Below are 24,842 nucleotides of genomic sequence, written 5' to 3'. Positions count from 1 at the left end.
CCCACGAGGCGTTCTCGGGCATGGACAAGGAAGGCGGCCGCATCGGCAGCGGCGTCCTCGGCAGCGGCCAGGGCGGACTGACGCGATGTGTGGGCGGACAGGGGCTCTGATCCCCTGTCACCGGGCCGCTGCCCCTGTGCCGTCCCACAGTTGGCACAGCAGGCGCCGCCCGGCTTGCCCGGCATCACGATGCCGCGAGCGACACCCCAGCTTCCGTACCAGGGACGTCAGTTGACGGCCCGTCCATGAACAGGACCGACTTCGCATGGCTTCGAACCAGTTCCCCCATAATGCTGCCCGCACCCCCGCCGGCCGGATCAGACGGTCCGCCGTGGCGGTCGTCGCCGGCCTCACCGCCGTCACCCTGCTGACCGCTTGCGGCTACGGCTCGAAGAGCACCGACAACAAGGCGGCCGGCTCGCCGGCGGCGGCCTCCCCCTCGGGTGACGTCAAGCTGTCCGCCGACACGGTCAAGATCGGCTACTTCGCGAACCTGACCCACGGCACCCCGCTGGTCGGCCTGAAGGAAGGCATCTTCCAGAAGGAGCTGGGCAGCACCCAGGTCAAGCCGCAGATCTTCAACGCCGGCCCGGCGGAGATCGAGGCGCTGAACGCCGGCTCGATCGACATCGGCTGGATCGGCCCCTCCCCCGCGATCAACGGCTTCACCAAGTCGGACGGCAAGTCGCTGAAGATCATCAGCGGTTCGGCCTCCGGCGGCGTCAAGCTGGTCGTCAACCCGGACAAGGTCACCTCGCTGGACGACCTCAAGGGCAAGAAGATCGCCACCCCGCAGCTGGGCAACACCCAGGACGTGGCGCTCCTCAACTACCTGTCCACCAAGGGCTTCAAGGTCGACGCCAACACCGGCGCCGGCGACGTGTCGGTCGTCCGCACCGACAACAAGGTCACCCCGGACGCCTACAAGTCCGGTGCGATCGACGGTGCCTGGGTGCCCGAGCCGACCGCCTCCAAGCTGGTCACCCTCGGCGCGAAGGTCCTGCTGAACGAGAAGTCGATCTGGCCGGACAACAAGTTCGTGATCACCAACATCATCGTGTCCCAGAAGTTCCTCAAGGAGCACCCGGACGTGGTGGAGGCCGTACTGCGCGGCTCGGTGAACACCAACGCCTTCATCAAGGCCAACCCGGAGAAGGCCAAGGCCTCCGCCAACGCGGCCATCAAGGAGGCCGCGGGCAACGCGCTGGAGCCCGCCGTCCTCGACCCGGCCTGGCAGGACATCGACTTCCTGGACGACCCGCTGGCCGGCACCCTGCAGTCGGAGGCCGACCACGCGGTGACCGCGGGCCTGCTCAAGAAGCCCGACCTGAACGGGATCTACGACCTGACCCTGCTCAACAAGGTGCTCAAGGCCGCCGGTCAGAGCGCCGTGGCGGACGCCGGGCTCGGCACCAAGTAGCCGGTACGCCGCGGCCGGCCCACCGCCGGCCGCGGCACCCCGCAGCGCTACCCGCACAAGCTCCGCGGTCCGGAACCCCGCCCACCCGGTCGATGCCCAGTCACAGGGCCGGGCGGGGCCGGACCCCGGCTCCCACTTCGCCAGTCAGCCAGTCACTCATGCAGGAGGTGCCCGGATGAGCCCGGCACTGACCACCTCGCAAGACGCCCACGGCGCCGCGGTCCTGGACGGCTCCCCCGCCGTCCGGATCTCGCACGTCCACAAGTCCTTCGGCCGCCCCGGCGCCGCGACCCACGTGCTGGACGACATCACCCTCGACGTCGCCCCCGGCGAGTTCGTCACGCTGCTCGGTGCCTCGGGCTGCGGCAAGTCGACCCTGCTCAACCTGGTCGCCGGCCTCGACAAGCCCTCCTCGGGCACCATCGAGGTCCCCGGCGGGCGCCCCTCGCTGATGTTCCAGGAGCATGCGCTCTTCCCGTGGCTCACGGCCGGCAAGAACATCGAACTCGCGCTGCGGCTCAACGGCGTGGCCCGCCCCGAGCGCCGCCCCGAGGCCGAGCGGCTGCTGGAGCTGGTCCGGCTCAAGGGCTCGTACGGCAAGCGCGTGCACGAGCTCTCGGGCGGCATGCGCCAGCGTGTCGCGATGGCCCGCGCGCTCGCCCAGGGCAGCTCGGTGCTGCTGATGGATGAGCCGTTCGCGGCCCTGGACGCGATCACCCGCGACGTCCTGCACGACGAGATCACCCGGATCTGGGCCGAGCAGAAGCTCACCGTCCTGTTCGTCACCCACAACGTGCGCGAGGCCGTCCGGCTGGCCCAGCGCGTGGTGCTGCTCTCCTCCCGCCCCGGCCGGGTCGCCCGTGAGTGGCGGATCGACCTGCCGCAGCCGCGCCGCATCGAGTCCGCGGGCGTCGCGGACCTGTCCATCGAGATCACCGAAGAACTGCGTGGGGAGATCCGCCGCCATGGCCAGCACTGACACCGCCCCCGCCGTCGTCAAGGACCAGGTGCCGGACTCCGCCAGCGTCGAGGCCGGCCTGGACGCCCTGGAGACGGTCGCCGCCCCCGGCCAGTCCCTCGCCCAGACCCTGCGGCAGAAGGCCCTCCCGCCGCTGCTCGGCGTGCTCCTGGTGCTCGCCCTCTGGCAGGGCGCGTACAGCCTGGAGCTGACCAGCTCCTACAAGCTGCCCAGCCCGCTGGACGTCTGGCACGCCGCCGAGGACCTCTGGACCGCCGGCACCCTGTTCGACATCATCTGGACCAGCGTCTGGCGCGGCCTGTCCGGCTTCGTGATCGCCGTCGTCATCGGCACCCCGATCGGCCTGCTGGTCGCCCAGGTCAAGCCGGTCCGGGCGGCCGTCGGCCCGATCCTCTCCGGCCTGCAGTCGCTGCCGTCCGTCGCCTGGGTGCCCGCCGCGGTCATCTGGCTCGGCATCAACAACCAGATGATGTACGCCGTCATCCTGCTCGGCGCCGTCCCGTCCATCGCCAACGGCCTGGTGGCCGGCATCGACCAGGTGCCGCCGCTGTTCCTGCGCGCCGGCCGCACCCTCGGCGCCAGCGGCCTCAGCAACGCCCGGCACGTGCTGCTCCCCGGCGCGCTCCCCGGCTACCTGGCCGGCCTCAAGCAGGGCTGGGCCTTCTCCTGGCGCTCGCTGATGGCCGCCGAGCTGGTCGCCAGCTCGCCCGACCTCGGCCAGGGCCTCGGCCGCTACCTGGAGAACCAGCGCGAGTTCTCCGAGATGGCCGGCGTGCTGCTCGGCATCATCCTCATCCTGTTCGTCGGCATCGCGATCGAGCTGCTCGTGTTCGCCCCGATCGAGCGCCGGGTGCTGCGCAACCGCGGCCTGCTCGCCGCCGCCCGGTAAGGTCGGATCCCATGTTCTCCGGCCGGCTGCCCGCTGCTCCGCCAGCGGGCAGCCCTGCCCTCCTGCTGATCGCCCACGGCAGCCGGGACCCCCGGCACGCCGCCGCCGTGGAGGCCCTGGTCCGGCGGATCCGCGCGCTGCGCCCCGCCCTGGACGTGGCCACCGCGTACCTGGAGTTCTGCGCGCCGCGCATCCCGCAGGTCACCGGCCGGCTGGCCGGGGCGCCCGCGGTGGCCGTGCCGCTACTGCTCAACCGGGCCTTCCACGCCAAGAGCGACATCCCCGCCGCGCTGCGCGAGGCCGGTTCGGACCTGCCGCTGGCCGACGTCCTCGGCCCGTCCCCGCTGCTGCTCGCCGCCCTGGAGCGCCGGCTGGCCGAGGCCGGGCTCGACGTGGACTGCGACACCGTCCGGGCCCGCACCGGCATCGTGCTGGCCGCGGCCGGCTCCTCCGACCCGGCCGCCGGCCGGGTCACCCGGGCCCTGGCCGCCGAATGGCGGCGCACCCGCGGCTGGGCCGGTGTCGAGGTCGCGTACGCGGCCACGGCCGCCACCGGCCACCGGGTGCCCGAGGCCGTCACCGCGCTGCGCGGGGCCGGCGCCGACCGGGTCGCGGTCGCCCCGTACCTGCTCGCTCCCGGACTGCTTCCCGACCGCATCACGGCTGCCGCCGGCGACGCGGATCTGGTCGCCGGGGTGCTCGGCGACGCGCCGGAGGTCGCCCGGCTGCTGCTGCACCGGTACGACGAGGCGCGGCTCGGCGCCTCGGGAGCCGTCGGGCAGGACCTCCGCCGGGGAGCCTGAGCGCCGACCCCGGACAGGCCCGGGCCGGCCCGCCACCAGGTCACGGTGACCGAGCGGACCGGCCCCGTCACCCCTCGGCCAGCAGTCGGGCCAGCGGCGTCCGCGCCAGCACCACGGCGCCCGCCAGGATCGCCAGCACACCCGCGATCTCCGGCAGCAGCCACCACCCGGTCCGCAGCGTCTCCTCGAACACGGTGACCCCGAGCGCCAGGCTCACCAGCGCGTCCGTGAGCGTCAGCGCCGGCTGCGAGGCCACCAGCGGGCCGGACTGCATGGCGTTCTCCAGCAGGAACACCGCCCCGACGCCCGCCAGCGCGAAACCGTAGGTCTGCCAGGCCTCGAAGAACCCGACGATCCCCCCGCGCTGCCAGGCGTACGTGGCGGCCTTCAGCAGCGCCGCCGTCAGCGCGTACCCGATCGCCGCGCCCGCCGCCAGCGAGGCCGCCCGCAGCCGGCCCGGCGGGTGCCGCCGCGCGACGACCACCAGCAAGGCCACCGCCCCGACGCAGCAGCCGGTGGCGACCGCCCAGCGACCACCCGGCGGATCGGTGATGCCGCCCTGCGGGTCGGCGGCGGCCAGCGCCACCCCGAGGCCGCCCACCACGGACAGCACCGCCAGCCAGCTGCCGCGGGTCAGCCGCCGCCCGAGCACGAAGCCGGCGATCAGCATCGCCATCGGCAGCTCCAGCACGAACAGCGGCTGCACCAGAGCCAGCGCGCCCTCGGACAGCGCCAGCGCCTGGAAGACCGCAGCCAGCACGATCGCCCCGAACCCGGCCAGCCACACCGGCCGGTGCAGCAGCTCGACGATCAGCCGCAGCCGGAACCCGGCGGAGATCGGTACCGTGCCGGCCGCCTTGCGCTGCAGCACGGTGGCCGTCGCGTTGGCGGCCGCCGCGAGCAGGGCGAACACCACGGCCCACACGCTCTGCACAGCCCGCTCCGCTCCGCCGACCTCCCGGGTACCCCGTCAGCCTGCCATCCGGGCCGGCCGGCGGGCCGCCGTACGGGCCGGTGCCCCCGCCGGTCACCCGGGCGGGGGTACCGGGCGCGGTACGGGGCGGCCGGCCGGGCCCGGGCGGCGGGCTCAGATCCGCCGCAGCACGAAGCTGTCGCTCAGGGTGCCCGCGAAGAGCAGGTCCATCCGGCCGGAGAGCTGGTAGAAGCCGCCGCCCGGGCCCGCCGTGACGGCGGTCGGCGCCGGGTCCGCGGAGGCGTGGACGGCGACCGTCCGGGCGGTGCGCCAGCCGTCCGCCGACCGCAGCTCCACCTGGGCGTCCCGGCCCGGCGCGCCCAGGCCGTTGGTGACGCCCAGCACGGCGCCGTCCCGGCCGGCCAGCAGGCCGTCGAGCCCGGCCAGCGCCCCGGGCACCCCGGCCGACCCGGTCAGCCGGACCTGCCGGAGCTCCGCCGGACGGCGCACCGGGACCCGCCACAGGGTGCCGTCGTCGTACTTGCCCAGCAGCAGCGCGCCGTCCTGGTAGACGATGCCGTTCAGCCCGTACCCGTCGGGCGCCGCCTTGAGCCGGTCGTCCCGCAGCAGGACCGAGGCCCGGCCGTCCACGCCGACCCGGTACACGATCGGCGCGCGGGAGTCGGTGACGTAAGCGGTGCCGTCCGGACCGAAGGCGATGTCGTTGGCGAAGTGCGGACCGCCGTCGCCGGCCACCGCGGCGAGGTCGACGTAGAAGATCCGGCGGCCGGTCTCCAGGTCGTACGCGCCGATCCCGGACAGCCGGCCGGTGGTCGCGGCTGAGCTGCGCAGGCCCACCCCGTTGTCACCGTTGGCCAGCAGGACCCGGCCCCGGGCGGCGTCCGCGTGCAGGCCGATCACCGAGACGATCGTGCCCGGATCGTCGACCAGCGTCCGGACGCTGCCGTCCGGCCGGACGGCGGAGACAGTACCGTGGCGCAGGGAGCCGACCAGGAACCGGCGGTGCGCCGGGTCCCAGGTCGCGCCCTCGGGGTGCAGGGACGGCGCGTGGCCGTCGACGACGGCCGGGTAGCGGCTCGCGCCGTGCTGGACGCCGGCCGCCTGCGCGGCGGTCGCGGCCGGTGTCGCGGCGGTGGTGAGCAGGGCGGTGGTCGCGGCGGCCACCAGGACGCGGCGGAACTGACGCCTCATCGGGAACTCCCTCTGGTACGGGTCATCAACGTGCTGACGTGGCAAGCCTCGCGGCAGCCGCGGCGGCCCGGCAGTGCGTGGCGATACTGGTAGTACGGCTACCAGGGACGGGAAGACGGGGCGGACCATGAAGACGGCCGGAACAGCTCGGCGGACGGCACTGTCGAACTTCCTGCGCAGCCGGCGGGCCCGGCTGACCCCCGAGGACGTGGGGATGGCGCCGGGTCTGCGCCGCCGCACCCCCGGCCTGCGGCGGGAGGAGCTGGCGGTGCTCGCCGGCGTCGGGGTGACCTGGTACACCTGGCTGGAGCAGGGGCGCGCGATCAACCCCTCCCCCGAGGTGCTGGCGAGCCTGGCCCGCACCCTGCGCCTGGACCAGGCCGAGACCGAGTACCTGTTCCGGCTGGCGGGCAGCCATGCGCTGCCGGCCGAGGGCCCGGTGCCCGAGCGGGTGCCCGGCGCCCTGCTGCGCCTGCTGCAGGCGCAGTCGCCGTCGCCCGCCTTCCTGGTCGACTCCGACTGGGACGTCCGGGCCTGGAACCCGCAGGCGGACGCGCTGTTCGAGTTCTCCGGCCGGCCCGCCGGGGAGTGCAACCTCGGCTGGGTGGTGTTCGCCAACCACGCGCACCGGGCGCGGACGGTCGACTGGGAGCGCCATGCCCGGCGGACCCTGGCGCAGCTGCGGGCCGCCTACGGCGAGCGGGGCGGTGACGGCTCGCCGGGGGCGCGGCGGCTGGCGGCCCTGATCGCGCGGCTGCGGGCCGGGTTCCCGGAGGCGGACCGCTGGCTGGACGAGCACCAGGTGCAGGAGCGCTCGGGCACCGAGAAGGACCTGGTGCACGAGGTGCTGGGCCCGCTGCGGATCGATCAGCTGGTGCTGCGGGCGCAGGGGGAGCCGCAGTTGGAGCTGGTGGTGTTCGCGCCGCGGGACGAGGAGACGGCCGAGCGGCTGCGGCGGCTGGTGCCGGACGGGGAGCCGGCGTCGGACGGGGAGCAGGTGGCCGACCGGAAGTCGGGGGCGGTCCGGGAGCCGGTGTACGGGCCCGCCGAGGGCTGACCGTCCCCGCGTCCACCGCCGGAAGGGGGGAACGACGAAGCGGGCACCGCCCGGAGGCGATGCCCGCTTCGAGTGCCCGCCGGCCAGGCCGGCGGACAGCGCGTCAGTTGGCCTGGCGGCGCTGGCGGCCGGTGCCGTAGTTGCCGCCGCTCTTGGAGCCGGAGCCGGGCTTGGAGCCGCTGCTCGCCTTGCCGGAGAAGCCCGCCGCGGTGTGGGTCGCGCCACCGGTGGTGCCCATCCGCTGCTTGGGACGGCGGCGGCGGGCGTTGCCGTTGATGTCCACGTCGGTGGGCAGCGCGGAGCGCGGGCCGGAGGTGCGGCGGCGCGGGGCGCTGGTGGTGCTCGCCGCCGGGGCCTGGCTGATCGGCACGGCCAGGCTGACCGCGACGCCGGAGGGCGTCCGGGCGCCGGTGATCCGGGCCAGCTCGGCGTCGCCGGGGCGGACCTTGGTGGTGGTCGGGCGGATGCCGGCGGTGGTCATCAGCCGGCTGACCTCGCGGCGCTGCTCGGGCAGCACCAGGGTGACGACCGTGCCGGACTCGCCGGCCCGGGCGGTCCGGCCGCCGCGGTGCAGGTAGTCCTTGTGGTCGATCGGCGGGTCCACGTTGACGACCAGGTCGAGGCCGTCGATGTGGATGCCGCGGGCGGCGACGTTGGTGGCGATCAGCGCGGACACGTGGCCCTCGCGGAACTGGTCCAGCGTGCGGTTGCGCTGCGGCTGGGACTTGCCGCCGTGCAGGGCGGCGGCCTTCACGCCGGTGGCCAGCAGCTGCTTGGCGAGGCGGTCGGCGCCGTGCTTGGTGTGCACGAACATGATCACCCGGCCCTCGCGGGAGGCGATGTGCGCGGTGGCCGAGGCCTTGTCCGCGGTGTCGATCTGCAGGACGTGGTGGTCCATGGTGGTCACCGCGCCGGCCGACGGGTCGACGGAGTGCGTCACCGGGTCGGTCAGGAAGCGGCGGACCAGGCGGTCCACGTTGCGGTCGAGGGTGGCGGAGAACAGCATCCGCTGCCCACCCTCGGCGACCTGCTCCAGCAGCTTGGTGACCTGCGGCAGGAAGCCCATGTCGGCCATCTGGTCGGCCTCGTCCAGGACGGTGATGGCGACCTCGTCCAGCCGGACGTCCTGCCGGTTGATCAGGTCGTCGAGCCGGCCGGGGGTGGCGACCAGGACCTCGGCGCCGCGGCGCAGCGCGTTGGCCTGCCGGGTGATCGACATGCCGCCGACCACGGTGGCGATCCGCAGGTTGACCGCGGTCGCGTACGGGGTGAGGGCGTCGGTGACCTGCTGCGCGAGCTCGCGGGTCGGCACCAGCACCAGGGCCAGCGGGCGGCGCGCGTCGGCGCGCTTGCCGGCGGTGCGGGCGAGGATCGAGAGGCCGAAGGCGAGGGTCTTGCCGGAGCCGGTGCGGCCGCGGCCGAGCACGTCGCGGCCGGCGATCGCGTCGGGCAGGGTGGCGGACTGGATCGGGAAGGGCTCGGTGACGCCTTCGCGGGTCAGTGCCGAGAGCAGGCCCTTGGGCATCTCCAGCTCGGCGAAGGTCGCGGCCGGCGGGCGGGCCGGGGTGCCCTCGACGACGGCGAAGTCGGCGGGTGCCTCGACGGCGCGCTCACGGGGGGCGGCGCCTCGGCCGCGGCCCCGGCCGCCGGTGGCACCGGCGCTGCGCAGGCCGCCGCCGCTGGTGCCGCTGCGGCGCTGGGCGTCGCTGAAGCCGCCGCTGCTGCTGGCGTTGCCGCCGGTGCGGGGCCGGCCGCGGCCGGCCTGGCCCGCTGCGGCGCCCTGGGTGCGGCCGCCGGTGCTGCGGTTGCGCTGCGGGCGTGACTGATCGGTCATGTGGTGATTTTCCGTCCTGATACGGCCGACGGCCACGGCTGTGCCGTGGTGGCGGACCTTGGGGGTACCCCCGGCGGTGGCTGGGGGTAGGGCCCCCAGCGGGAAGCTGGGGAAGGTCGGCCGTCAGGAGAGGAATGAACCACTGCCGCCCCGGCCGTTCGGCGGCATGCACGAGGGCCCGCACCGTGCGGTACGGGCCCTCGCTTCGCGTCGTGAGTCAGCTGTGAAGCTGGACTCAGATGACGCGGATGTTCTCGGCCTGCGGGCCCTTCTGGCCCTGGGTGACGTCGAACTCGACCTTCTGGCCCTCGACCAGCTCACGGAAACCGTTCGCCTGGATGTTCGAGTAGTGGGCGAACACGTCAGCGCCGCCACCGTCCTGCTCGATGAAGCCGAAGCCCTTTTCGCTGTTGAACCACTTCACGGTGCCGGTAGCCATAACCGTCTCCTCATACTGGGGCATCAGGACCCACACCTCGTGGGCCCCAAAGTAGCCGCGATCCCCATCCGGAGACTGAAACACCGGACAAAACAAATGCGCCTGTTGGTTGGTACCAGCAGGCGCACACATACGTTCATGGGAACCAAAACTGCAACTGCGTCGACTGTAGCACGGCGAACACCGGAATGATCGAGTGATTTTTTGCCGGACACGTCACGTTTGCGGGCCCCGACAGCAGGGCACGCGACGCCCGCCGAAGCGGTCGCCGCGTGCCCTGTGACCTGGGACGCACCAGGCCGGGAAGATCCTCCCGGCTCAGTGCCGGCCGGCCGGCTCCGGGGAGCCGGCGACCCGGTCGAGCGCGACCGGGGCGTCGTGGCCCGCCACGTCGCCGTGGCCGGGCCACCAGGCCGCCTTACCGAGCAGAGCGGTCAGCGCCGGGGTGAAGAAGAGCGACATCACGAACGCCGCCAGCACGATGCCGAACGCGATCGAGAAGCCCATCTCACTGAAGAGGGTGTTGCCCGCCAGCATCATGGTGGCGAAGGTCGCCGCCAGGATGAAGCCGGCCGCCGCGACGGTCGGACCGCCGTGCCGGATCGCCTCACCGGCCGCCTCGCGCGGGCTGCGGCCCTCGCGGGCCTCCTCCCGCAGGCGGGCGATCATCAGGATGTTGTAGTCGGTGCCGATCGCGACCACGAACAGATAGATGAAGATCGGCAGCATGAACATCAGACCGGGCTCGCCGGCGAAGTTCTGGAACACCAGCTTGGTCGCGCCGAGCGTGGCGCCGAAGCCGAGGCCCACCGAGGCCATCAGGTACCAGGGAGCCACCACACTGCGCAGCAGCAGGCCGAGGATCACCATGATCAGCAGTGCGGCGACCGGGAACACCAGCGAGTAGTCGTGCGCCATCGCGGTGTTGATGTCCTTGTAGACGGACGTGATGCCGCCGACGTACGCCTTGGTGCCGGCCGGCGCCTGCGAGTGCGCGGTGTCCCGCAGGCCCGCGATGGTGCTGATGGCCTTGTTGCTGGCCGGGCTGTCCTTGAGCAGCACGGTGAAGTTGGCCGTGCCGCCGTCCTTGCTGAGACCGTCCTTGGGCAGCGAGGCGGACGCGACGCCGTCCACGCCGCCGAGCTTGGCCGCGTACGCGTCCAGGCCGGCGGGGTCGAGCTTGGCACCGTCCTGGGTGACGGTCAGGTAGACGTGGCTCGGGTCCGCGGCACCGGCCGAGAACGCGTTCATCATCTTGTCCTGGACGACCATCGACTCCTTGCTCTTCGGCATGGAGCTGCCGGCCAGGTCGAAGGTGCCCTTGTAGCCGACCACCGCGAGGGCCAGCGCCAGCATGACCACGCCGGAGCCCAGGGCGGCGAGGCCCGGACGGCGGCTGACGGCCTTGCCGATGGCGGCGAAGCGGGCGCCCTTGGGCTCGCGCTGCCAGGCCTTGGACGGCCAGAACAGCACCTTCTCCGGGATGAGGGAGAGGATCGCGGGCACCAGGGTGACCGAGGCCAGGGCGGTGACGGCGACCGCGATGGCCAGCGAGGGGCCGAGCGCCTTGAACAGGCCGAGGCTGGAGAGCACCAGGACGGCGAAGGCCACCACGACCGCGCCGGCGGCGGAGGCGATCGCCTCGCCGACCCGGCCGACCGCGTTGACCACGGCGGTCTTGCGGTCCTCGCCCGCCCGCAGCCGTTCGCGGTAGCGGAACATCAGGAAGAGGAAGTAGTCGGTGCCGACGCCGAACAGCACCACGATCAGGATCGCGGACATGGAGGCGTCGGACTTGAGTCCGAAGAGCTTGCTCGCGTCCGCGATCAGGCCGTTGGCGACCATCGAGTAGACGAAGATCGACAGGATCGGCAGCAGCGCGATGATCGGGCTGCGGAAGATGATCCCGAGCGTGATCAGGATGATCACCACGGTGCCGCCGCCGATCAGGGCGTTGGCGAGCGCGGAGGAGTCCTTCTGGTCCAGGTTCATCGCGGACTGGCCGCCGACCTGGAACTTCAGCGTGGTGCCGGCGGTCAGTTCGGCGCCGTCGTCACGGAGCGCCTTGGCGGCGTCGCCGTACTCCTCGGTCTGGATCTTCGTCTTGTCGATGGCGACCATCGACAGCGCGTACTTGCCGTCCTTGGACGTCGACTGCTCGCTCACCGGGATGATCTGCTCGACCAGCGCGATGTGCTTGTCGCTCAGCCCCTGGACCACCTTGTTCATGGTGGCCTGGTCGGCCGCGTCCAGCTTGCCGCCGTCGGTGCGCTCGAAGAGCAGCAGCGCACCCGGGGTGAAGCTGGTGGGGAAGGCCCGCTCCTGGAGCGCCGAGGCCTGGATGGACTCGTAGTGCTTCGGCAGGAACGCGGCCTCGTCGGTCTGCGCGGTCAACTTCGGCGCGGTGCCGATGATGGCGATGGCCGCGACCACCCAAGCCGCGATCACCCACCACGCTCGGGTGACCACGAATTGTCCGATTCGGTGGAACATGCTCGTTGTGCCTCCTGGGCATGGTCACCGCAGCCCTGGAGAACGGGACGCCGGGCGACGGCTGAGGACCGGCCGAGGAGCAGGTGTCTGATCCTTAGCCGGTCGGCAGGTAAGTGACGTGAGGCATCATCCTACGAGCACTTGCTTGCCGCCCGGCAAGCAACCCCCCGTCGGTCCGCCCCCTCAGGGACGCCGACTCCGCCGCCCCGGACCATCCTCCCCCGACCCGACCCCCGCTGACCTCGTGCTCCGGATGGAGAGGCCTCCCCCTCAGGGTGGAGTTCGGTGCTGTCCCCAAGGAGGAGATCAGGGACACGGGTAGGGAAAACCCCACCCCACCCCCGAGGCAGACCCCCGGGACGACTCCCCCGTCAGCCGGATACCGGCCGGCCCCCCGGGTTCCTAGATTCGGTGGTGACGCCGGACCGCACCCGGCAACCAGACACCGGCGGCCCGCACCGCCGCAATCCCCGGGGGGATGTACCACCGTGACACCCAGATCAGGACCCGACCGCTCAAGCCCCTCTCGTCCCGCCCGCCCCCGGCCGCCGCGCCAAGGGCTCGCCGCCGCCATGGGCGCCTGGAGCGCCCGGCACCGCAAGAGTGCCGTCTTCGGCTGGCTGCTCTTCGTCGTCCTCGCCGCCTACCTCGGCGGGGTGCACGGCAGCACCCAGGTCACCGAGTCCGAGTCGATGCCCGGCCAGGTCGCCCGCGCCGCGAAGATCCTCGACGAGGCCGGCATCAAGGCGCCGGCCTCCGAGAGTGTGCTCGTCCAGAGCGCGACCCTGACCGCCGACGACGCGGCCTTCCGCACCGTCGTCGACCAGGTCCGGTCCGCCGTCACCGGCACCGGGAAGACCGCCGACCTGCGCTCCCCGTACGACACCCAGGCCTTCTCCGCCGACCGGCACTCCGCGCTGGTCCAGTTCACCGTGACCGGCGACCGCGAGAAGGCCGCCGAGAACATCCCCGCCGTCCTGGACGCCGTCGCGAAGGTGCAGGCGCAGCACCGCGACCTCACCGTCGAGGAGCTCGGCGAGGCCAGCTCCGGCAAGTGGTTCGAGGACCAGTTCGAGGACGACTTCCAGCGCGCCGAATGGACGGCCGTCCCGCTCGCCCTCGGCATCCTGCTGATCGCCTTCGGCGCCCTGGTCGCCGCCGTCCTGCCGGTGGTCCTCGCCCTCACCGCCTTCATCGCGGCCGGCGGCCTGGTCGCCCTGAGCAGCGGCCTCCTGCACACCAGCAACGACGCCAGCTCGGTGATGCTGCTGGTCGGCCTCGCCGTCGGCGTCGACTACTGCCTCTTCTACCTGCGCCGCGAACGCGAGGAGCGGGCCGCCGGGCACGACGCCGAGACCGCCCTGCGGATCGCCGCCGCCACCAGCGGCCGGGCCGTCCTGGTCTCCGGCGTCACCGTGGTCGTCGCGATGGCCGGCATGTTCCTCACCGGCATCGCCGACTTCCAGGCCATGTCGTACGCCACCATCGTCGTGGTGATAACCGCCGTGCTCGGCTCGCTCACCGTCCTGCCCGCCCTGCTCTCCATGCTCGGCGACCGGGTCGACAAGGGCAAGGTCCCGCTGCTGCACCGGCTGCGCCGGCCGGAGACCGCCGCGACCGGCGGCCGGATCTGGAACGCCGTCCTCACCCCGGTGCTGCGCCGCCCGCTGGCCGCCACCGTCCTGGCCGGCGGCCTGCTGCTCGGCATCGCCGCCCCGCTGCTCACCATGCACACCGCCAACCTCACCTTCCAGCAGCAGCTGCCCAAGGGCAACGCCCTGGTCGCCACCTCCGAGCGGATCCAGGCCGCCTTCCCCGGCAGCCCCTCCCCCGCCACCGTGGTGGTCAAGGCCACCGACATCGACTCCGCGGCGATCAGCGCCGCGATCGAGGACCTCAAGTCCAGGGCCCTGGCGAGCAACCGGATGCACGGCCCGGTCGACGTGACCCTGCACGCCGAGCAGAACATCGCCACCATCGACATCCCGCTGATGGGGTCCGGCAACGACAGCGCCAGCACCGAGGCCCTGCGCACCCTGCGCGAGGACATCATCCCGGCCACCCTGCTGAAGGTCCCCGGCACCGAGGCGCCGGTCACCGGCTCCACCGCCGGCTCGCACGACTTCAACGAGCAGATGACCGGCAGCATGGTGCCGGTGTTCGGCTTCGTGGTGGCCTTCGCCTTCCTGCTGATGCTCACCTCGTTCCGCTCGCTGGCCGTCGCCGTCACCGCCGTGGCGCTCAACCTGCTCTCGGTCGGCGCGGCGTACGGGGTGCTGACGCTGGTCTTCCAGCACGGCGTCGGCGCCTCGCTGCTCGGCACGGCCGGGGTCGGCGCGATCGACAGCTGGGTGCCGCTCTTCCTCTTCGTGATCCTCTTCGGACTCTCGATGGACTACCACGTCTTCGTGGTCTCCCGGATCAAGGAGGGCCACGACCGGGGCCTGTCCACCCAGGCCGCCATCGCCCACGGCATCCGCTCCACCGCCGGGGTCGTCACCAGCGCGGCGGTCATCATGGTCGCGGTGTTCGGGGTCTTCGGGACGCTCTCCATGCAGTCCATGAAGCAGATGGGCGTCGGCCTCGCGGTCGCCGTGCTGATCGACGCGACGATCATCCGCGGGGTGCTGCTGCCCGCCGTGATGAGCCTGCTCGGCGAGCGCAACTGGTACCTGCCGCGCTGGCTCGGCTGGCTCCCCGACTTCTCGCACACCGAGCACGCCCCGTCCGCCGCCCCGGCAGCACCCGCGGCCGGCGCCGGGCCGGAGATCGAGAGCGACGGCGCACGCCACCGCCGGGTCGGCGTCTGACCCTCTCCGACCTCTGCGCACTCCACGATGCCGGGCCCGCGACCTGCGGGCCCGGCATCGCCGCGTGGACGCGCTCAGCCGCCGATCAGGACGGTGAAGTCGTCGCTGGGGTGCAAGCCGGGCCGGCCCTCGGCCGCGTCCAGGACAGCACGCAGGGTCCGCAGTTGGCCGACCGTCAGCTGCAAGGGCGGCTCGTCCGGCTGGTACGTCGTCCCGCGCGGGTACTCCTCGCCCGGGGTCGTCGTCATCTCGATGTGGCAACCCAGGATGTGCGTCACCGGGTTGACCTCGCAGAAGGCCAGCAGCCGGTCCACGGTGGCGGAGTACGCCGCCACGTCCTGCACGTAGAGCAGCCCCGGGTAGAACGAGTCACCGGTGAACAGCAGCCCGGTGCTGCGGTCGTGGAAGACCAGCCCGGCCGCCTGGTGGCCCGGCCCCGGGATCAGGTCGAGCACCCGCCCGCCGAGGTCGAGCTCGCCGAGCCCCTCCGGCCAGTCCTTGAGCCCGAAGGCCTCGACGACCTCCGCCGGCTCCCGGCCGACCACCGTCGTCGCGGGCCGCCCCGCGAACTGGCCGTCCCCCGCGACATGGTCACCGTGCCCGTGGGTGTGCGCGACCAGCAGCTCGTACCGGCCGCTCCCGAGCGCCTGCGGGTGGCGCTCCAGCCAGTCCGCCATCAGCCCGTCCACCGTGCTCCGCAGCGGGAACCACCGCTCCTCCTCGGTCGCCCCGGTGTCCAGCAGCAGCGCCCGCTCGGCGCCGAACAGCAGGAACATGAACGGCGCCTCGTAGTGCACCGACTTGTTCTGCCGCAGGATCACCGTGTGGTCGTCGTACCCGTGCACCTGGATCTCCGGCGCCGGGTCGTGCTTGGCCGACGGCCAGCCGGCGTGCCAGCTGACATCGAGGTTCCCCGGCCCGGGCCGCTCACGCGCCTCGTCCTTATTCTTCACACGCGTCACGGTACCGGGCGGTGGCGGGCGGGCGGCCGGAATGCCGATCGAACGGCGGACCGTCCGGGCCGCGTGCCAGGCTCGTCAAGACTTCGGCCCCGGCGTCCCGTCCGGCCACACGCACGGGGCTCGCACCGAAACCTGCATGAGGCCCCCAGGCTCAAGGCCGCCGTAGAGCATCGCCAGAAAGCCGTCGGAGGACCGCTTGGCGGTCAGAACCTTGTCGGCATCCTTGGTGATCTTGAAATCGTGCGCTTCGAAATACGTCCGGGCGGCTGCGTAGACCTCCGCCTGCCGCTCCCCGGGCAACCCGCCGACCGTTGCCAGGCGACCGACCTGTCGCCTCCCGTCGGCAGTCTCACTGTGAGGCCCGTAACAGTCGTTCTCGTTACTCGCCGGCGACTCGTAACGGACCCCCTCCGGCAGGGCCTGTTCGATGTCGACCAGCAAGGTGTCGGCCTGCTGACCCGAGACCTCCAAGGTGACTGTGGGCCTGCGGAGGTCGGTGTCCTCATCGCAGCCGGCCACGAGCAGACCGAAGGCGGCCACAACGACGCCCATCCCCAGGACTGCAGGACGGATGCTTTTCACGACTTCCCCCCGACCGCAACGATGCGTCCGAAAGTGGACCATGCGGGCCCCCTCCTTCCTTGCTCCCGGGCCTTGCTTGAAATGCCCTCCGAGCACCACCTCAAGGCCCGCCGGGGCGGCCGTCCAGACGGCAGCAGATCGCACCGTCAGCGCGGTCGCCGTCACCGCCCGGACCGGCGGTCACGTGCCGTCGTGACTGAACAATCGACTCACCGGGTAACCAGCCGTCAGGCGTCTCAACTCTTCGGAGTCGGCGTCCCGTCCGGCCATACGCACGGTGCGAGGACAGTCAGTCGCAGGTAATCGCCGACGGCGAGGCTGCCATGGAGCACGGCCGTGAATCCGTTGGCGGCCTTGTTGCCGGCCAGATGGCCCTTCACGTCTTCGGAGACCTTGAACCCGCTCGCTTCGAGATGCGTCCGGACAGCCGCGTAGATCTCGTCGGTCCGCTCGGAGGGCAGCCCTTTGAGGATGTCCGTCCGGGTGGGCTGGACCCGTCCGTCGGTTCCGTTGTCATCACCGTGATAGCAGCCGCTCTCGCCCTTCAGGGGCGCCTCGTGTCGGATCCCTTCGGGGAGCACCCGCTCAAGGCCGGCCAGTTCGGCATCAGCCTGCTGCTCGGCCGCTACCCGGGTGATCGTCGGCGTGGTGACATCCACGTCCTGCCCGCAGCCGACCGACAGCGTGGCGACACCGAGAGCCAGCAACGCGGCCTTCAACGGCTCCCACCGCTCCGGGCCGACCCGGGTCACGGCCGACCCCCGACTGCGATCCGGCCGAAACCGTCCCATGACCGCGTTCCTTCGTTCCAGTAGTGGCCGTGATCCGTTCCCGGCGAGGTGGGCACCATCGTGGCACCGAACGCCGGGTCGGCGGGATCCGCGCCGTAGACACCGCCCGAGCCGTTGATCCCCTCCGCCCAGGGAGCGATGCTGTCTTTGTCGCCTCGGGCCACGAAGACCCGGGACGGATCGATCTGCAGTTCCTTGATGTTGTCGACACCCAGTCCGGGGCTGCCCACGAAGACCGCGCTGTCGACGGGGAGGCCCCGGTCCCGCATCGCCATTCCGACCGCGACGCTGCCGTAGCTGTGCCCCATGATCGTGTTGTTCGAGGGCGGACCCTCGTGTGTGGCCCTCAGGCCGGTCTGGAAGTTGTAGAGGTTGTCCCGGGCGTCCAGTGCGGGCTGTCCGAACGCGGCGTTGGGGAGGGTCTGCGGTGCGTCGTAGCCGCTCCACGCGATGGTCGCGGTGGTCTTTCCGGCGTCCTTCCCCGCCAGCCGGGCGGAGTTGGCCATCTCGTAGGCCTTGTCCATGTCGCCGCTGATGTTGCTCAGGTTGGCCGTGGTGCCGGGTACGAAGGTCAGCACGTTGTCCGCCGTGTCGGGGTTGTTCACCGCGACGAGCGCGTGCCCGTTGCCCTTGGTGTCGAAGCCCAGCAGGTAGGTCGGCTGGAAGTTCGGCCGCTTGGACCCGTCCAGCTTGCTCTGGATGTCGTCGATGCCCTTGAGCTGGTCCTGGATCTGCTTGATCCGGGTCGCCTTCGGATCCTCCATCACGGTGTTGCCGGGGCCCGACATGGGCGCCCCGGGCTTGCCGATCCGGTCCAGCTCGCCCTGGAGTTCGGCCCGGCGTTGGCGGAGGATGATCCGGTTGGCCTGGTCGCGGGCCACGCAGGGGACGCCGTCGCGGTTGCCGATCTGGTCCGGGCGGTTGTGGATCAGGTGCTGCTGCTCGGCGGGGGTGAGGCCGTCCCACCAGGCCTTGACCTGGGCGGGGGTGGCCTTGGCGTCGGGCGGGGTCTCCCGGCTGCCGGCGCCCGCCTTGTCGGCCAGGGCCGCCGCACCGTCCAGGCCGGTGCCGGTGGTGGCGTTCTCGGCGAAGTGCCGCAGCCGGCGGGTGATCGCCTCGTCGGCGTGCTGGGCGTCGCGCAGGGCGTCCTGGACGCGGAGGCTGAGTGACTTGGCCTTGACCTCGAAGGCGTCGTCCTTGTTCTCCCAGGACATCGCGCCGTCCGGCTTCACCGTGATGCCGGCGGCCTTGGCGTCGTCGAGTGCCTGGATCAGTTCGGCCTGGACGAGTGCGATCGACTGCTGGGCGTCGGCCAGCACGCCACTGACGAGCTTCAACTCGTCGTCGGCGGCCAGCAGTTTACTGGCGAACAGGTCGAGGTCGGCGAAGGCCCGGGTGGCGGCGCTGCCGGTCCACCCGGAGTTGTGCAGCCGGTCCACGACCGTCCGCTTCCAGGCCTCGACGTGCGCGTTGAACGCCGTCACCAGGGCGTCGTAGCCGGCCCTTGCGGCGGCGAGGCCGGTGAAGTCGGCCTTCAGGACGGTGTCGATCTCCACGGTCAGCTCCTTCCGGGTGCCGCGTACGGACTGTTGACCTTGGTGCCGAACGGGTCCGGTCCGAGGGCGGCCTGCGGCTTGTACGGGCCGGGCACCACGGGTGCGGTCGGGCCGGCACCCGCCGGCCCGAGGATGGCCTCGTTCAGCCGGGCTGCCGTCGCCGCGTCGTTGTTCTCGTAGTTCTGGGCGACCGCGACCAGCTTCGTGCTGTAGGTGTCCATGTCCGTGGACAGCCGGTCCAGCACCGTCTTCCAGGCGTTGGTGCAGTCGTGCAGCGCGCCGGCGGCCGCCCAGCCCGGCAGTTTGCCGGAGGCCTGGTCGCTCGGCCCGGTGATCTTCGACGTCTCGCCCGGAATCTCTCCGGCCACCTGGGCGGCGCTCCCCGCGCAACCGCGCAACTCGGCCGGGTTCACCTTGAACCCCGACCATCCCCCGATGTCCCCCACCGCTGCTCCCCCTCGTCCCTGTTCGAGCACGCGCCGACGGGCGCGCCCACCGGCGTGGCCGGCAGCCCCCCGGCCGCCGAACCGCCCGTCAGACTAGTCACACGCGTGTGCGCAACCGTGCGGTTCTCCCGCCCGCTGCGACGGACGTCACACCGGGGCCCTGCCCCGGCCCCGTCACCCTGCCTGCGGGTAGCCGATCTCGGCGAGATCCTCCGCCAGGTCGTCGGGCTCCAGTTCGTCGTTCAGGGCGGCGACGACCTCGGCGGTGAGCGGGCGCAGCGCGTACACGTGCCGGACGGCCGCGAGGTCCACGGAGACCTCGTAGTAGTCCTCGGCCCATCGCTGGTAGGCCTCGGGCGTGCGGTCGGCCAGCAGCTCGAACAGGCCGTCCGCCCCGTCGGGATCGTCGGAGCCGGCCGGGAACTCGACCGTGCCGTGCCGCCACCGGTCGTCCGTGTTCTCCCGCCAGAGGCAGACGGTGACGGCCGGTATGTCGTCCTCGTCCGAGAAGGCGGGCTCCTCGACCTGGGGGCGGAACGCCGGGGGTACGTCGTCGAGCACGCCGGGCCAGGGAATGCCGTCCCGTTCCGACGGGTACGGGCTCATCGCGGACTCGTGGGCGAAGCCCCGGATGTACGCGCCGGCGGCGGTGAAGACGACGGAGTACTCGTCGCCCTGTCCGTCTCGCATCGAGGCCATCTCCTCCGCCTCGGCCCAGGTGCTGTCGAAGGAGTAGTACCGGCTTTCCCACTCCGGGGACAGGATGGCGTCGAGGGTGGCGAGCGCACGGCAGTGGTCGCGCAGCTCGGGTACGGAGGGCAGCCGGCGGGCCACGTCGTAGGCGGTCATGCGGTCAGTCAAGCGGACGGCACCGACACCCTCGGCAGGGGTATGCGCACGGCCCGGCCCGGCCATGGGGAATGATGATGGACTTCACCGCAGATCGGAGCAGCCCCATGACCCCCTTCGACGAGGGCCGCGCGCGGGCGCTGCTCGCCCTGGCCTGTGCGACGGCCGGCCTGCCGGACCCGGCGGGCGCGCGGCTGCTGGCGCTGAGCGAGAACGCGGTGTTCGATCTCGGCGGGCCGGCGGTGGTGGCCAAGGTGGGGCGCGGGCCCGAGCTTTCGGAGCGGGCGCGGCGGGAGTCCGAGGTGGCGCACTGGCTGGCCGGGCAGGGGATCGCGGTGGTGCGTCCGTACGACGGGGTGGCGCCCGGTCCGCAGCTCGTGGACGGACACCCCGTCACGTTCTGGCACCGCCTGGCGCCCGCCGTCCGCCCGACGCGGCCGGCCGATCTGGCGCCGCTGCTGCGCGCCCTGCACGGGCTGGGGGCGCCGCCGTTCGCGCTGGGGCGGCGGGATCTGCTGGCGCCGGTGGGGCGCTGGCTGGCCTCGGCCGAGGGGTATGTCGATCCGGCGGACGTGGCCTTCCTGCGGGACCGTGAGGCGTCCTTCGCGGCGGCCCTCGCCGGTCTGACGCCGCACCTGGCGCCGGGTGTCGTGCACGGGGACGCGCTGCCGCGCAACGTGCATGTCGGCCCGGACGGTCCGGTGCTGCTGGATCTGGAGACGGTGTCGGCGGATCTGCGCGAACACGACCTGGTGGTGCTGGCGCTCAGCCACGACCGCTACGGGGTGTCCGCCGAGGACTACCTGGCCTTCACCGACGCGTACGGCTGGGACGTCCGGGGCTGGCCGGGCTTCGCGGTGCTGCGCGGGGCCCGGGAGACGGCCAGTGCCTCCTGGGTGGCGCAGCAGGTGCCGGGGAACGCGGCGGCGGCCGCCGAGTTCCGGCGCCGGGTCGACTCGCTGAGGGACGCGGCCACGACGGTTCGTTGGTACGCGTTCTGATGAGCTGACAGGTCCGCCCGGTCCGGGGGCCTCGGCGTGGAACCACGGCAGCCGACCGAACGTCTTGTCGGACAGTCATCCCGGTCGGGGGACCGGTGGGACGTTCAGGAGGCGCTGCCATGTCCTCGCACCACGCCATCACCCGGTCGTACCCGCCCCGGTCGAATCCGACCGGCCCGCAGGGCCCGGCCCCGGCCGGCCGGGGCCGGCGCGGCGCCCTCCGGACGGCCTGCGCCGCCCTGCTCGTCGCGGCCGCGGTCACGGGGTGCGGTACGGCGCAGGGCGCGCTGCAGGCCGGCGCGCCGCCGAGCACGCCCCCGGTCGCACCGGCAAGCCCGGCGACCACCGCCCCGGGGGCGCCCGGCAGCCCCGGCGCCTCGGCACCGCCCTCCGGTCCGGCCGCGCCGAGCCCGCGCCCGCCCACCGGCTCCGGTTCCGGCTCCGGCTCCGGCTCCGGCTCCGCGACCGGCAAGCCCCCGACCGCACCGGCTCCGCCGGCCGCGACCGCCTCCGGCCCGGCCCCCGGCGCTCCCCGGCCCAGCTCGCCGCAGCCCGCGCCGGGCGCCCCCGCGACGAGCACCCCGCCCGCGCCGCCGCCGGCCGCCCCGGGCGTCTCCGCCGCACTGGTCGCCTCCACCGCCCACGGCGGCCGGACCGTCGCCCTCACCTTCGACGACGGCCCCGGCCCCGCCACCGGGCAGGTGCTGGACGTGCTCGCGCAGTACGGTGCCAAGGCGACGTTCTGCCAGATCGGCCCGCAGGCCGCCGCCAACCCGGCCGTGGTGAAGCGCATCCTGGCCGCCGGGCACCGGCTCTGCGACCACAGCGTGCACCACCCGCAGCCGTTCGCCGCGCTCTCCCACGACCGGCAGGTCGAGGAGATCGTGCCCGCCAAGGACATGATCGTCCGAGCCGGCGGGGCGGGCACCGAAGTCCCCTGGTTCCGTGCCCCGGGCGGCGGCTTCACCGCCGCCAACCAGCAGGTCGCGGCGGCCGCCGGGATGCGCCCGCTGACCTGGACGGTGGACACCCGGGACTGGTCGAGGCCCGGGGTCGCGGCGATCGTGGCGAGCGTCCAGCGCGGTCTGCGCCCGGGCGGCGTGGTGCTGATGCACGACGGGGGCGGCGACCGCAGCCAGACCGTCGCGGCGCTGCGGCAACTGCTGCCCTGGCTGGCCGCCCAGGGGTACGGCTTCGACTTCCCCGCCGTCTGAGAACCTCGCGCTGTCGGACGGCCTCCGCGCCGTCCGACAGCCGCCGCGGCCCGAAAATTCCTTGTGAGCGCCCCGGCCCGCCTCGTAGCGTGTCCGCATCGGCGTGTAGCTCAGCAGGAGAGCACCGGGCTTCATCCCGGAGGGCGCGGGGGCAGAACCCGCCACGCCGGCCATGGACACGAACGCTGAGAAGCAGCGCACAGCAGTCGACACCCGGATCCGGCAGGGCTACCCCGCCGCCCGGCTGGCCCGGGCCCTGGCGACCGCGGTGACCCACGAGGACGCCGACACCCGGGCCCGCGCCGAACGCCGGGTCGGCCACTGGCGCGAGGTGCTCGGCGCGATGGCCTCCGGCGCGGTGACGGTCGGCTCCCGTACGCCGGTTGCGGGCCTCCCTGCCTGGGTGACCCCGCAGGTGGTGCACGGCGGGTTCGCCACGGGCGCGGCCTCAGCCGGCGGACCGCTGCTGCCGTACGAGCTGGCGGCGGCCGCGCGGGCCGGTGTCCCGGCCGACCGCCGTGCGCTGTTCGGACACTTCCTGACGGACCAGGGCCTGGCCGAGCTGACCGATCTGCTCGACCGGGGCTGCTACGAGGTGGCCGTCCCGGAGGAGGCGGCACTGCTCACGGTGGCCTGGCTGGTCCGGGCCGGTGACCGGCTCGGGGCGCTGGACCTGCTGGACACCCTGGAGCCCTTCGCGGGGCAGCTGCGCTTCACGCCGCGCCCGGCCGGCGCGCCCGCGGCGGACGCCACGCTGACCCACCGCCGCACCGTGGGCCAGGTCCGTGAGGCGGTCGCCGCGCGACGCCCGCACCCGGCGGTCGAGGCGATGAACGAGGCCCTCGCGGTCTGGAACCCGTTCGCCGACGAGCTGCTGGCGCACTGGCTGGAGACCGCCTCCTCGGGCCGGGTCCTGGCCCGGCTGCCGGACGACGCCTGGCACGGGCGCGGCGCGGCCCTGCTGACGCGCTACCGGGAGCTGGCGGCCGTCCACACCCGGTGCCGGAAGCACCGCAGGCCGAAGGAGAACCAGGCCGTCCTGTGCACCGCGCTGGAGGAGGTGGTGGCCGGCCGCACGCCGGACGCCCGGGCCTTCGGTCTGCTGCAGCACGCCGTCGACTCGATGGTCGCCAAGCGCGGCCTTCCCGGCTCCGCGCCGCACACCGCGCTGCGCGACCGGCAGGCGAGCGTCGCGGCCCGGCCGACCCACCACGCCCTGGCCCAGCTGGTGGCCCGGCGGCTGTCCGAACTGCCGCAGGACACCGGCACGCCCGACATCGACACGCTGAGCGGGCCGGTCACCGAGGAGGAGCAGCGGGCCTGCGGCCTGCCGGCCGGCGCCGCCGTCCCCGAGCCGGTGCGGCGGGTCGTCCTCGGCGCGCTGAGCGCCCCGGTCGGCACGCTGGTGGAGCGCGGGGTGGTGCCCTCCGCCGAGGTACTGGCCGAGCTCGTCCCGCAGCTCGTCTCCGCGACCACCGCGCTGGCCCACCCCGACCAGGCGCTGCGCGCCCTGGCGGCGGCCAACCACCGGGCCTTCCGGAACCGGCGCTCGCTGCTGCTGCTCGACCTTCAGCACCAGGTGCGGGTCGAGGAGCTGCCCTGGGTGCGGGCGGTGGCGGCGTACCGCGATGCCGGCGGGCAGGCCCGGGAGGCGGCCCGCACGACGCTGGTGCAGTTGGGCGAGCTGGCCGTGCAGGGCTTTCCGGCGACGCTGCTGCCGAACCCGCTGGTGCGTGAGCTGTCGGCGCTCGCCGCGAGCGCCGGTGTGGAGGCGCCCTTCGTCGAGGAGCTCGCGATCGACATCTTCATGGGCCGGTTCTCCGCCAAGTTCCTGGACGCGGCGGTGGTGGCGGGCGACCTGCTCGGCGGGACGCTCTACGAGCGGTACTACGGCATCGACTACGCGGCTCTCGCGGCGCTCGGCGCGGCGGGCGGCGTCCCCGCCGGCGGGGGCACGGCCGCCGACCGGGAGCGCGGGCGCGCGGCGAAGGAGTTCGGCAGGCTCTGCCGGGCACGGGCCGGCGACGCCGTGGGCTGGTCGGGCAACGCGATGGTGATCGAGCAGGCCCAGATCCTCACCACGCACAACCTGGCCACCCTGGTCGTCCGGGCCGGTGTCGAGCCCCGGCCCGGCTGGGCGGATCTCGCCCGGCGCTGCTTCACCGCGGTGTGCGCCCTGACGGCCCGGCTGCACCGGGACCCGCAGGGGTGGAACACCGTCAAGGACGCGGCGTACGCCTGGCGGCAGATGCTCTTCCACCTCTCGCTCTGCGGCGCCGAGGAGCGGGCCGAGGTGGTGGCCTGGACCGAGGTGGAGGCCGCCCGGCACCCCGGTCGGGCGGCGGACCGGCTGGCGCCGGCGCTGGCCGGTCTGCGGCTGGTCGCCGCGGGCGGGGAGTTCAGGGCCGACGGTACCGCCGAGGGCGGCCGGGCCCGCCGGCTGCTCGGCCGGAGCGGCACCGGTCACTGGCTGCGGCAGGACCTCCCGGGGGCCGCCCGCCCCGCCTGAGGCCGGCCCACCTGAGGACCGGACCGGCAGCGGCACGGGGCCGCGCCTTCGGGCCGGCGGCCGGGGCTGCCCTCGGGCGGCTC

At 73.3% G+C, this 24,842-nt stretch carries 20 protein-coding genes and 1 tRNA gene; 10 read left to right on the top strand and 11 right to left on the bottom strand.

Going from position 1 to position 24,842, the window contains the following annotated elements:
• Positions 1 to 265: 265 nt before the first annotated feature.
• The 4 genes from OG689_RS30850 to OG689_RS30835 all read left to right on the top strand — a co-directional run bounded on the left by OG689_RS30850 (position 266) and on the right by OG689_RS30835 (position 4,091).
• Positions 266 to 1,420, top strand: a complete 1,155-nt coding sequence (locus tag OG689_RS30850) for an aliphatic sulfonate ABC transporter substrate-binding protein (RefSeq protein WP_266324127.1) — start codon at positions 266 to 268, stop codon at positions 1,418 to 1,420.
• A 175-nt stretch (positions 1,421 to 1,595) separates the two neighbouring features.
• Complete coding sequence (locus OG689_RS30845; protein WP_266324126.1) at positions 1,596 to 2,399, top strand: ABC transporter ATP-binding protein; 804 nt, start codon at positions 1,596 to 1,598, stop codon at positions 2,397 to 2,399.
• On the top strand, positions 2,386 to 3,288 hold the full coding sequence (locus OG689_RS30840; protein WP_266324125.1) for an ABC transporter permease: 903 nt from the start codon (positions 2,386 to 2,388) through the stop codon (positions 3,286 to 3,288). Before OG689_RS30845 ends, OG689_RS30840 begins: the two co-directional genes overlap by 14 nt.
• A gap of 11 nt (positions 3,289 to 3,299) precedes the next feature.
• On the top strand, positions 3,300 to 4,091 hold the full coding sequence (locus tag OG689_RS30835) for a sirohydrochlorin chelatase (RefSeq protein WP_266324124.1): 792 nt from the start codon (positions 3,300 to 3,302) through the stop codon (positions 4,089 to 4,091).
• 67 nt (positions 4,092 to 4,158) lie between these two features.
• Here OG689_RS30835 and OG689_RS30830 read toward each other — a convergent pair whose 3' ends face one another.
• The gene (locus OG689_RS30830) at positions 4,159 to 5,025 is read right to left on the bottom strand and encodes a DMT family transporter (RefSeq protein WP_266324123.1); all 867 of its coding nucleotides are present in this window, start codon (positions 5,023 to 5,025) and stop codon (positions 4,159 to 4,161) included.
• 153 nt (positions 5,026 to 5,178) lie between these two features.
• The gene (locus tag OG689_RS30825; protein ID WP_266324122.1) at positions 5,179 to 6,216 is read right to left on the bottom strand and encodes a hypothetical protein; all 1,038 of its coding nucleotides are present in this window, start codon (positions 6,214 to 6,216) and stop codon (positions 5,179 to 5,181) included.
• 127 nt (positions 6,217 to 6,343) lie between these two features.
• On the opposite strand from OG689_RS30825, the gene OG689_RS30820 reads away from it, so the two are divergent.
• Positions 6,344 to 7,273, top strand: coding sequence for a helix-turn-helix transcriptional regulator (locus OG689_RS30820; protein WP_266324121.1), 930 nt, complete (start codon positions 6,344 to 6,346; stop codon positions 7,271 to 7,273).
• Between the two features lie 103 nt (positions 7,274 to 7,376).
• On the opposite strand, the gene OG689_RS30815 is transcribed toward OG689_RS30820, so the two are convergent.
• The 3 genes from OG689_RS30815 to OG689_RS30805 all read right to left on the bottom strand — a co-directional run bounded on the left by OG689_RS30815 (position 7,377) and on the right by OG689_RS30805 (position 12,039).
• Entirely contained in the window at positions 7,377 to 9,107 is a 1,731-nt protein-coding gene (locus OG689_RS30815; RefSeq protein WP_266324120.1) for a DEAD/DEAH box helicase, read from the bottom strand.
• A 235-nt stretch (positions 9,108 to 9,342) separates the two neighbouring features.
• Positions 9,343 to 9,546: a cold-shock protein gene (locus tag OG689_RS30810; protein WP_073922031.1), complete on the bottom strand. Its 204-nt coding sequence runs from the start codon at positions 9,544 to 9,546 to the stop codon at positions 9,343 to 9,345.
• A 318-nt stretch (positions 9,547 to 9,864) separates the two neighbouring features.
• A complete protein-coding gene (locus tag OG689_RS30805) occupies positions 9,865 to 12,039 on the bottom strand; it encodes an MMPL family transporter (RefSeq protein WP_266324119.1) in 2,175 nt (724 codons plus the stop codon).
• Between the two features lie 572 nt (positions 12,040 to 12,611).
• On the opposite strand from OG689_RS30805, the gene OG689_RS30800 reads away from it, so the two are divergent.
• On the top strand, positions 12,612 to 14,849 hold the full coding sequence (locus OG689_RS30800; protein WP_266324118.1) for an MMPL family transporter: 2,238 nt from the start codon (positions 12,612 to 12,614) through the stop codon (positions 14,847 to 14,849).
• Positions 14,850 to 14,923: 74 nt separating this feature from the next.
• Here OG689_RS30800 and OG689_RS30795 read toward each other — a convergent pair whose 3' ends face one another.
• From OG689_RS30795 to OG689_RS30770, 6 genes are all read right to left on the bottom strand, one after another.
• On the bottom strand, positions 14,924 to 15,802 hold the full coding sequence (locus OG689_RS30795; RefSeq protein WP_266324117.1) for an MBL fold metallo-hydrolase: 879 nt from the start codon (positions 15,800 to 15,802) through the stop codon (positions 14,924 to 14,926).
• Between the two features lie 84 nt (positions 15,803 to 15,886).
• On the bottom strand, positions 15,887 to 16,363 hold the full coding sequence (locus OG689_RS30790) for a hypothetical protein (RefSeq protein WP_266324116.1): 477 nt from the start codon (positions 16,361 to 16,363) through the stop codon (positions 15,887 to 15,889).
• A 266-nt stretch (positions 16,364 to 16,629) separates the two neighbouring features.
• Positions 16,630 to 17,145, bottom strand: coding sequence for a hypothetical protein (locus OG689_RS30785; RefSeq protein ID WP_266324115.1), 516 nt, complete (start codon positions 17,143 to 17,145; stop codon positions 16,630 to 16,632).
• Positions 17,142 to 18,740, bottom strand: coding sequence for an alpha/beta hydrolase (locus tag OG689_RS30780; RefSeq protein ID WP_266324114.1), 1,599 nt, complete (start codon positions 18,738 to 18,740; stop codon positions 17,142 to 17,144). The genes OG689_RS30785 and OG689_RS30780 overlap by 4 nt, the downstream gene beginning before the upstream one ends.
• 2 nt (positions 18,741 to 18,742) lie before the next feature.
• On the bottom strand, positions 18,743 to 19,186 hold the full coding sequence (locus OG689_RS30775) for a WXG100 family type VII secretion target (protein ID WP_266324113.1): 444 nt from the start codon (positions 19,184 to 19,186) through the stop codon (positions 18,743 to 18,745).
• 174 nt (positions 19,187 to 19,360) lie between these two features.
• Entirely contained in the window at positions 19,361 to 20,035 is a 675-nt protein-coding gene (locus OG689_RS30770; protein ID WP_266324112.1) for a hypothetical protein, read from the bottom strand.
• Positions 20,036 to 20,142: 107 nt separating this feature from the next.
• Between OG689_RS30770 and OG689_RS30765 the strand changes: the two genes are divergently transcribed.
• From OG689_RS30765 to OG689_RS30750, 4 genes are all read left to right on the top strand, one after another.
• Positions 20,143 to 21,036 (top strand): aminoglycoside phosphotransferase family protein, encoded by an 894-nt coding sequence (locus OG689_RS30765; protein WP_266324111.1) that lies wholly within the window; start codon positions 20,143 to 20,145, stop codon positions 21,034 to 21,036.
• A gap of 119 nt (positions 21,037 to 21,155) precedes the next feature.
• The gene (locus OG689_RS30760; protein ID WP_266324110.1) at positions 21,156 to 22,250 is read left to right on the top strand and encodes a polysaccharide deacetylase family protein; all 1,095 of its coding nucleotides are present in this window, start codon (positions 21,156 to 21,158) and stop codon (positions 22,248 to 22,250) included.
• A gap of 99 nt (positions 22,251 to 22,349) precedes the next feature.
• A tRNA-OTHER gene (locus tag OG689_RS30755) sits at positions 22,350 to 22,423 on the top strand.
• Positions 22,423 to 24,759, top strand: coding sequence for a hypothetical protein (locus tag OG689_RS30750; protein WP_266324109.1), 2,337 nt, complete (start codon positions 22,423 to 22,425; stop codon positions 24,757 to 24,759). Before OG689_RS30755 ends, OG689_RS30750 begins: the two co-directional genes overlap by 1 nt.
• Positions 24,760 to 24,842 lie beyond the last annotated feature (83 nt).

The sequence above is a fragment of the Kitasatospora sp. NBC_00240 genome, assembly GCF_026342405.1.
Taxonomy (GTDB): domain Bacteria; phylum Actinomycetota; class Actinomycetes; order Streptomycetales; family Streptomycetaceae; genus Kitasatospora.
Note: the sequence above shows the minus strand (reverse complement) of the source record. Positions and strands in the feature narration are given on the sequence as shown.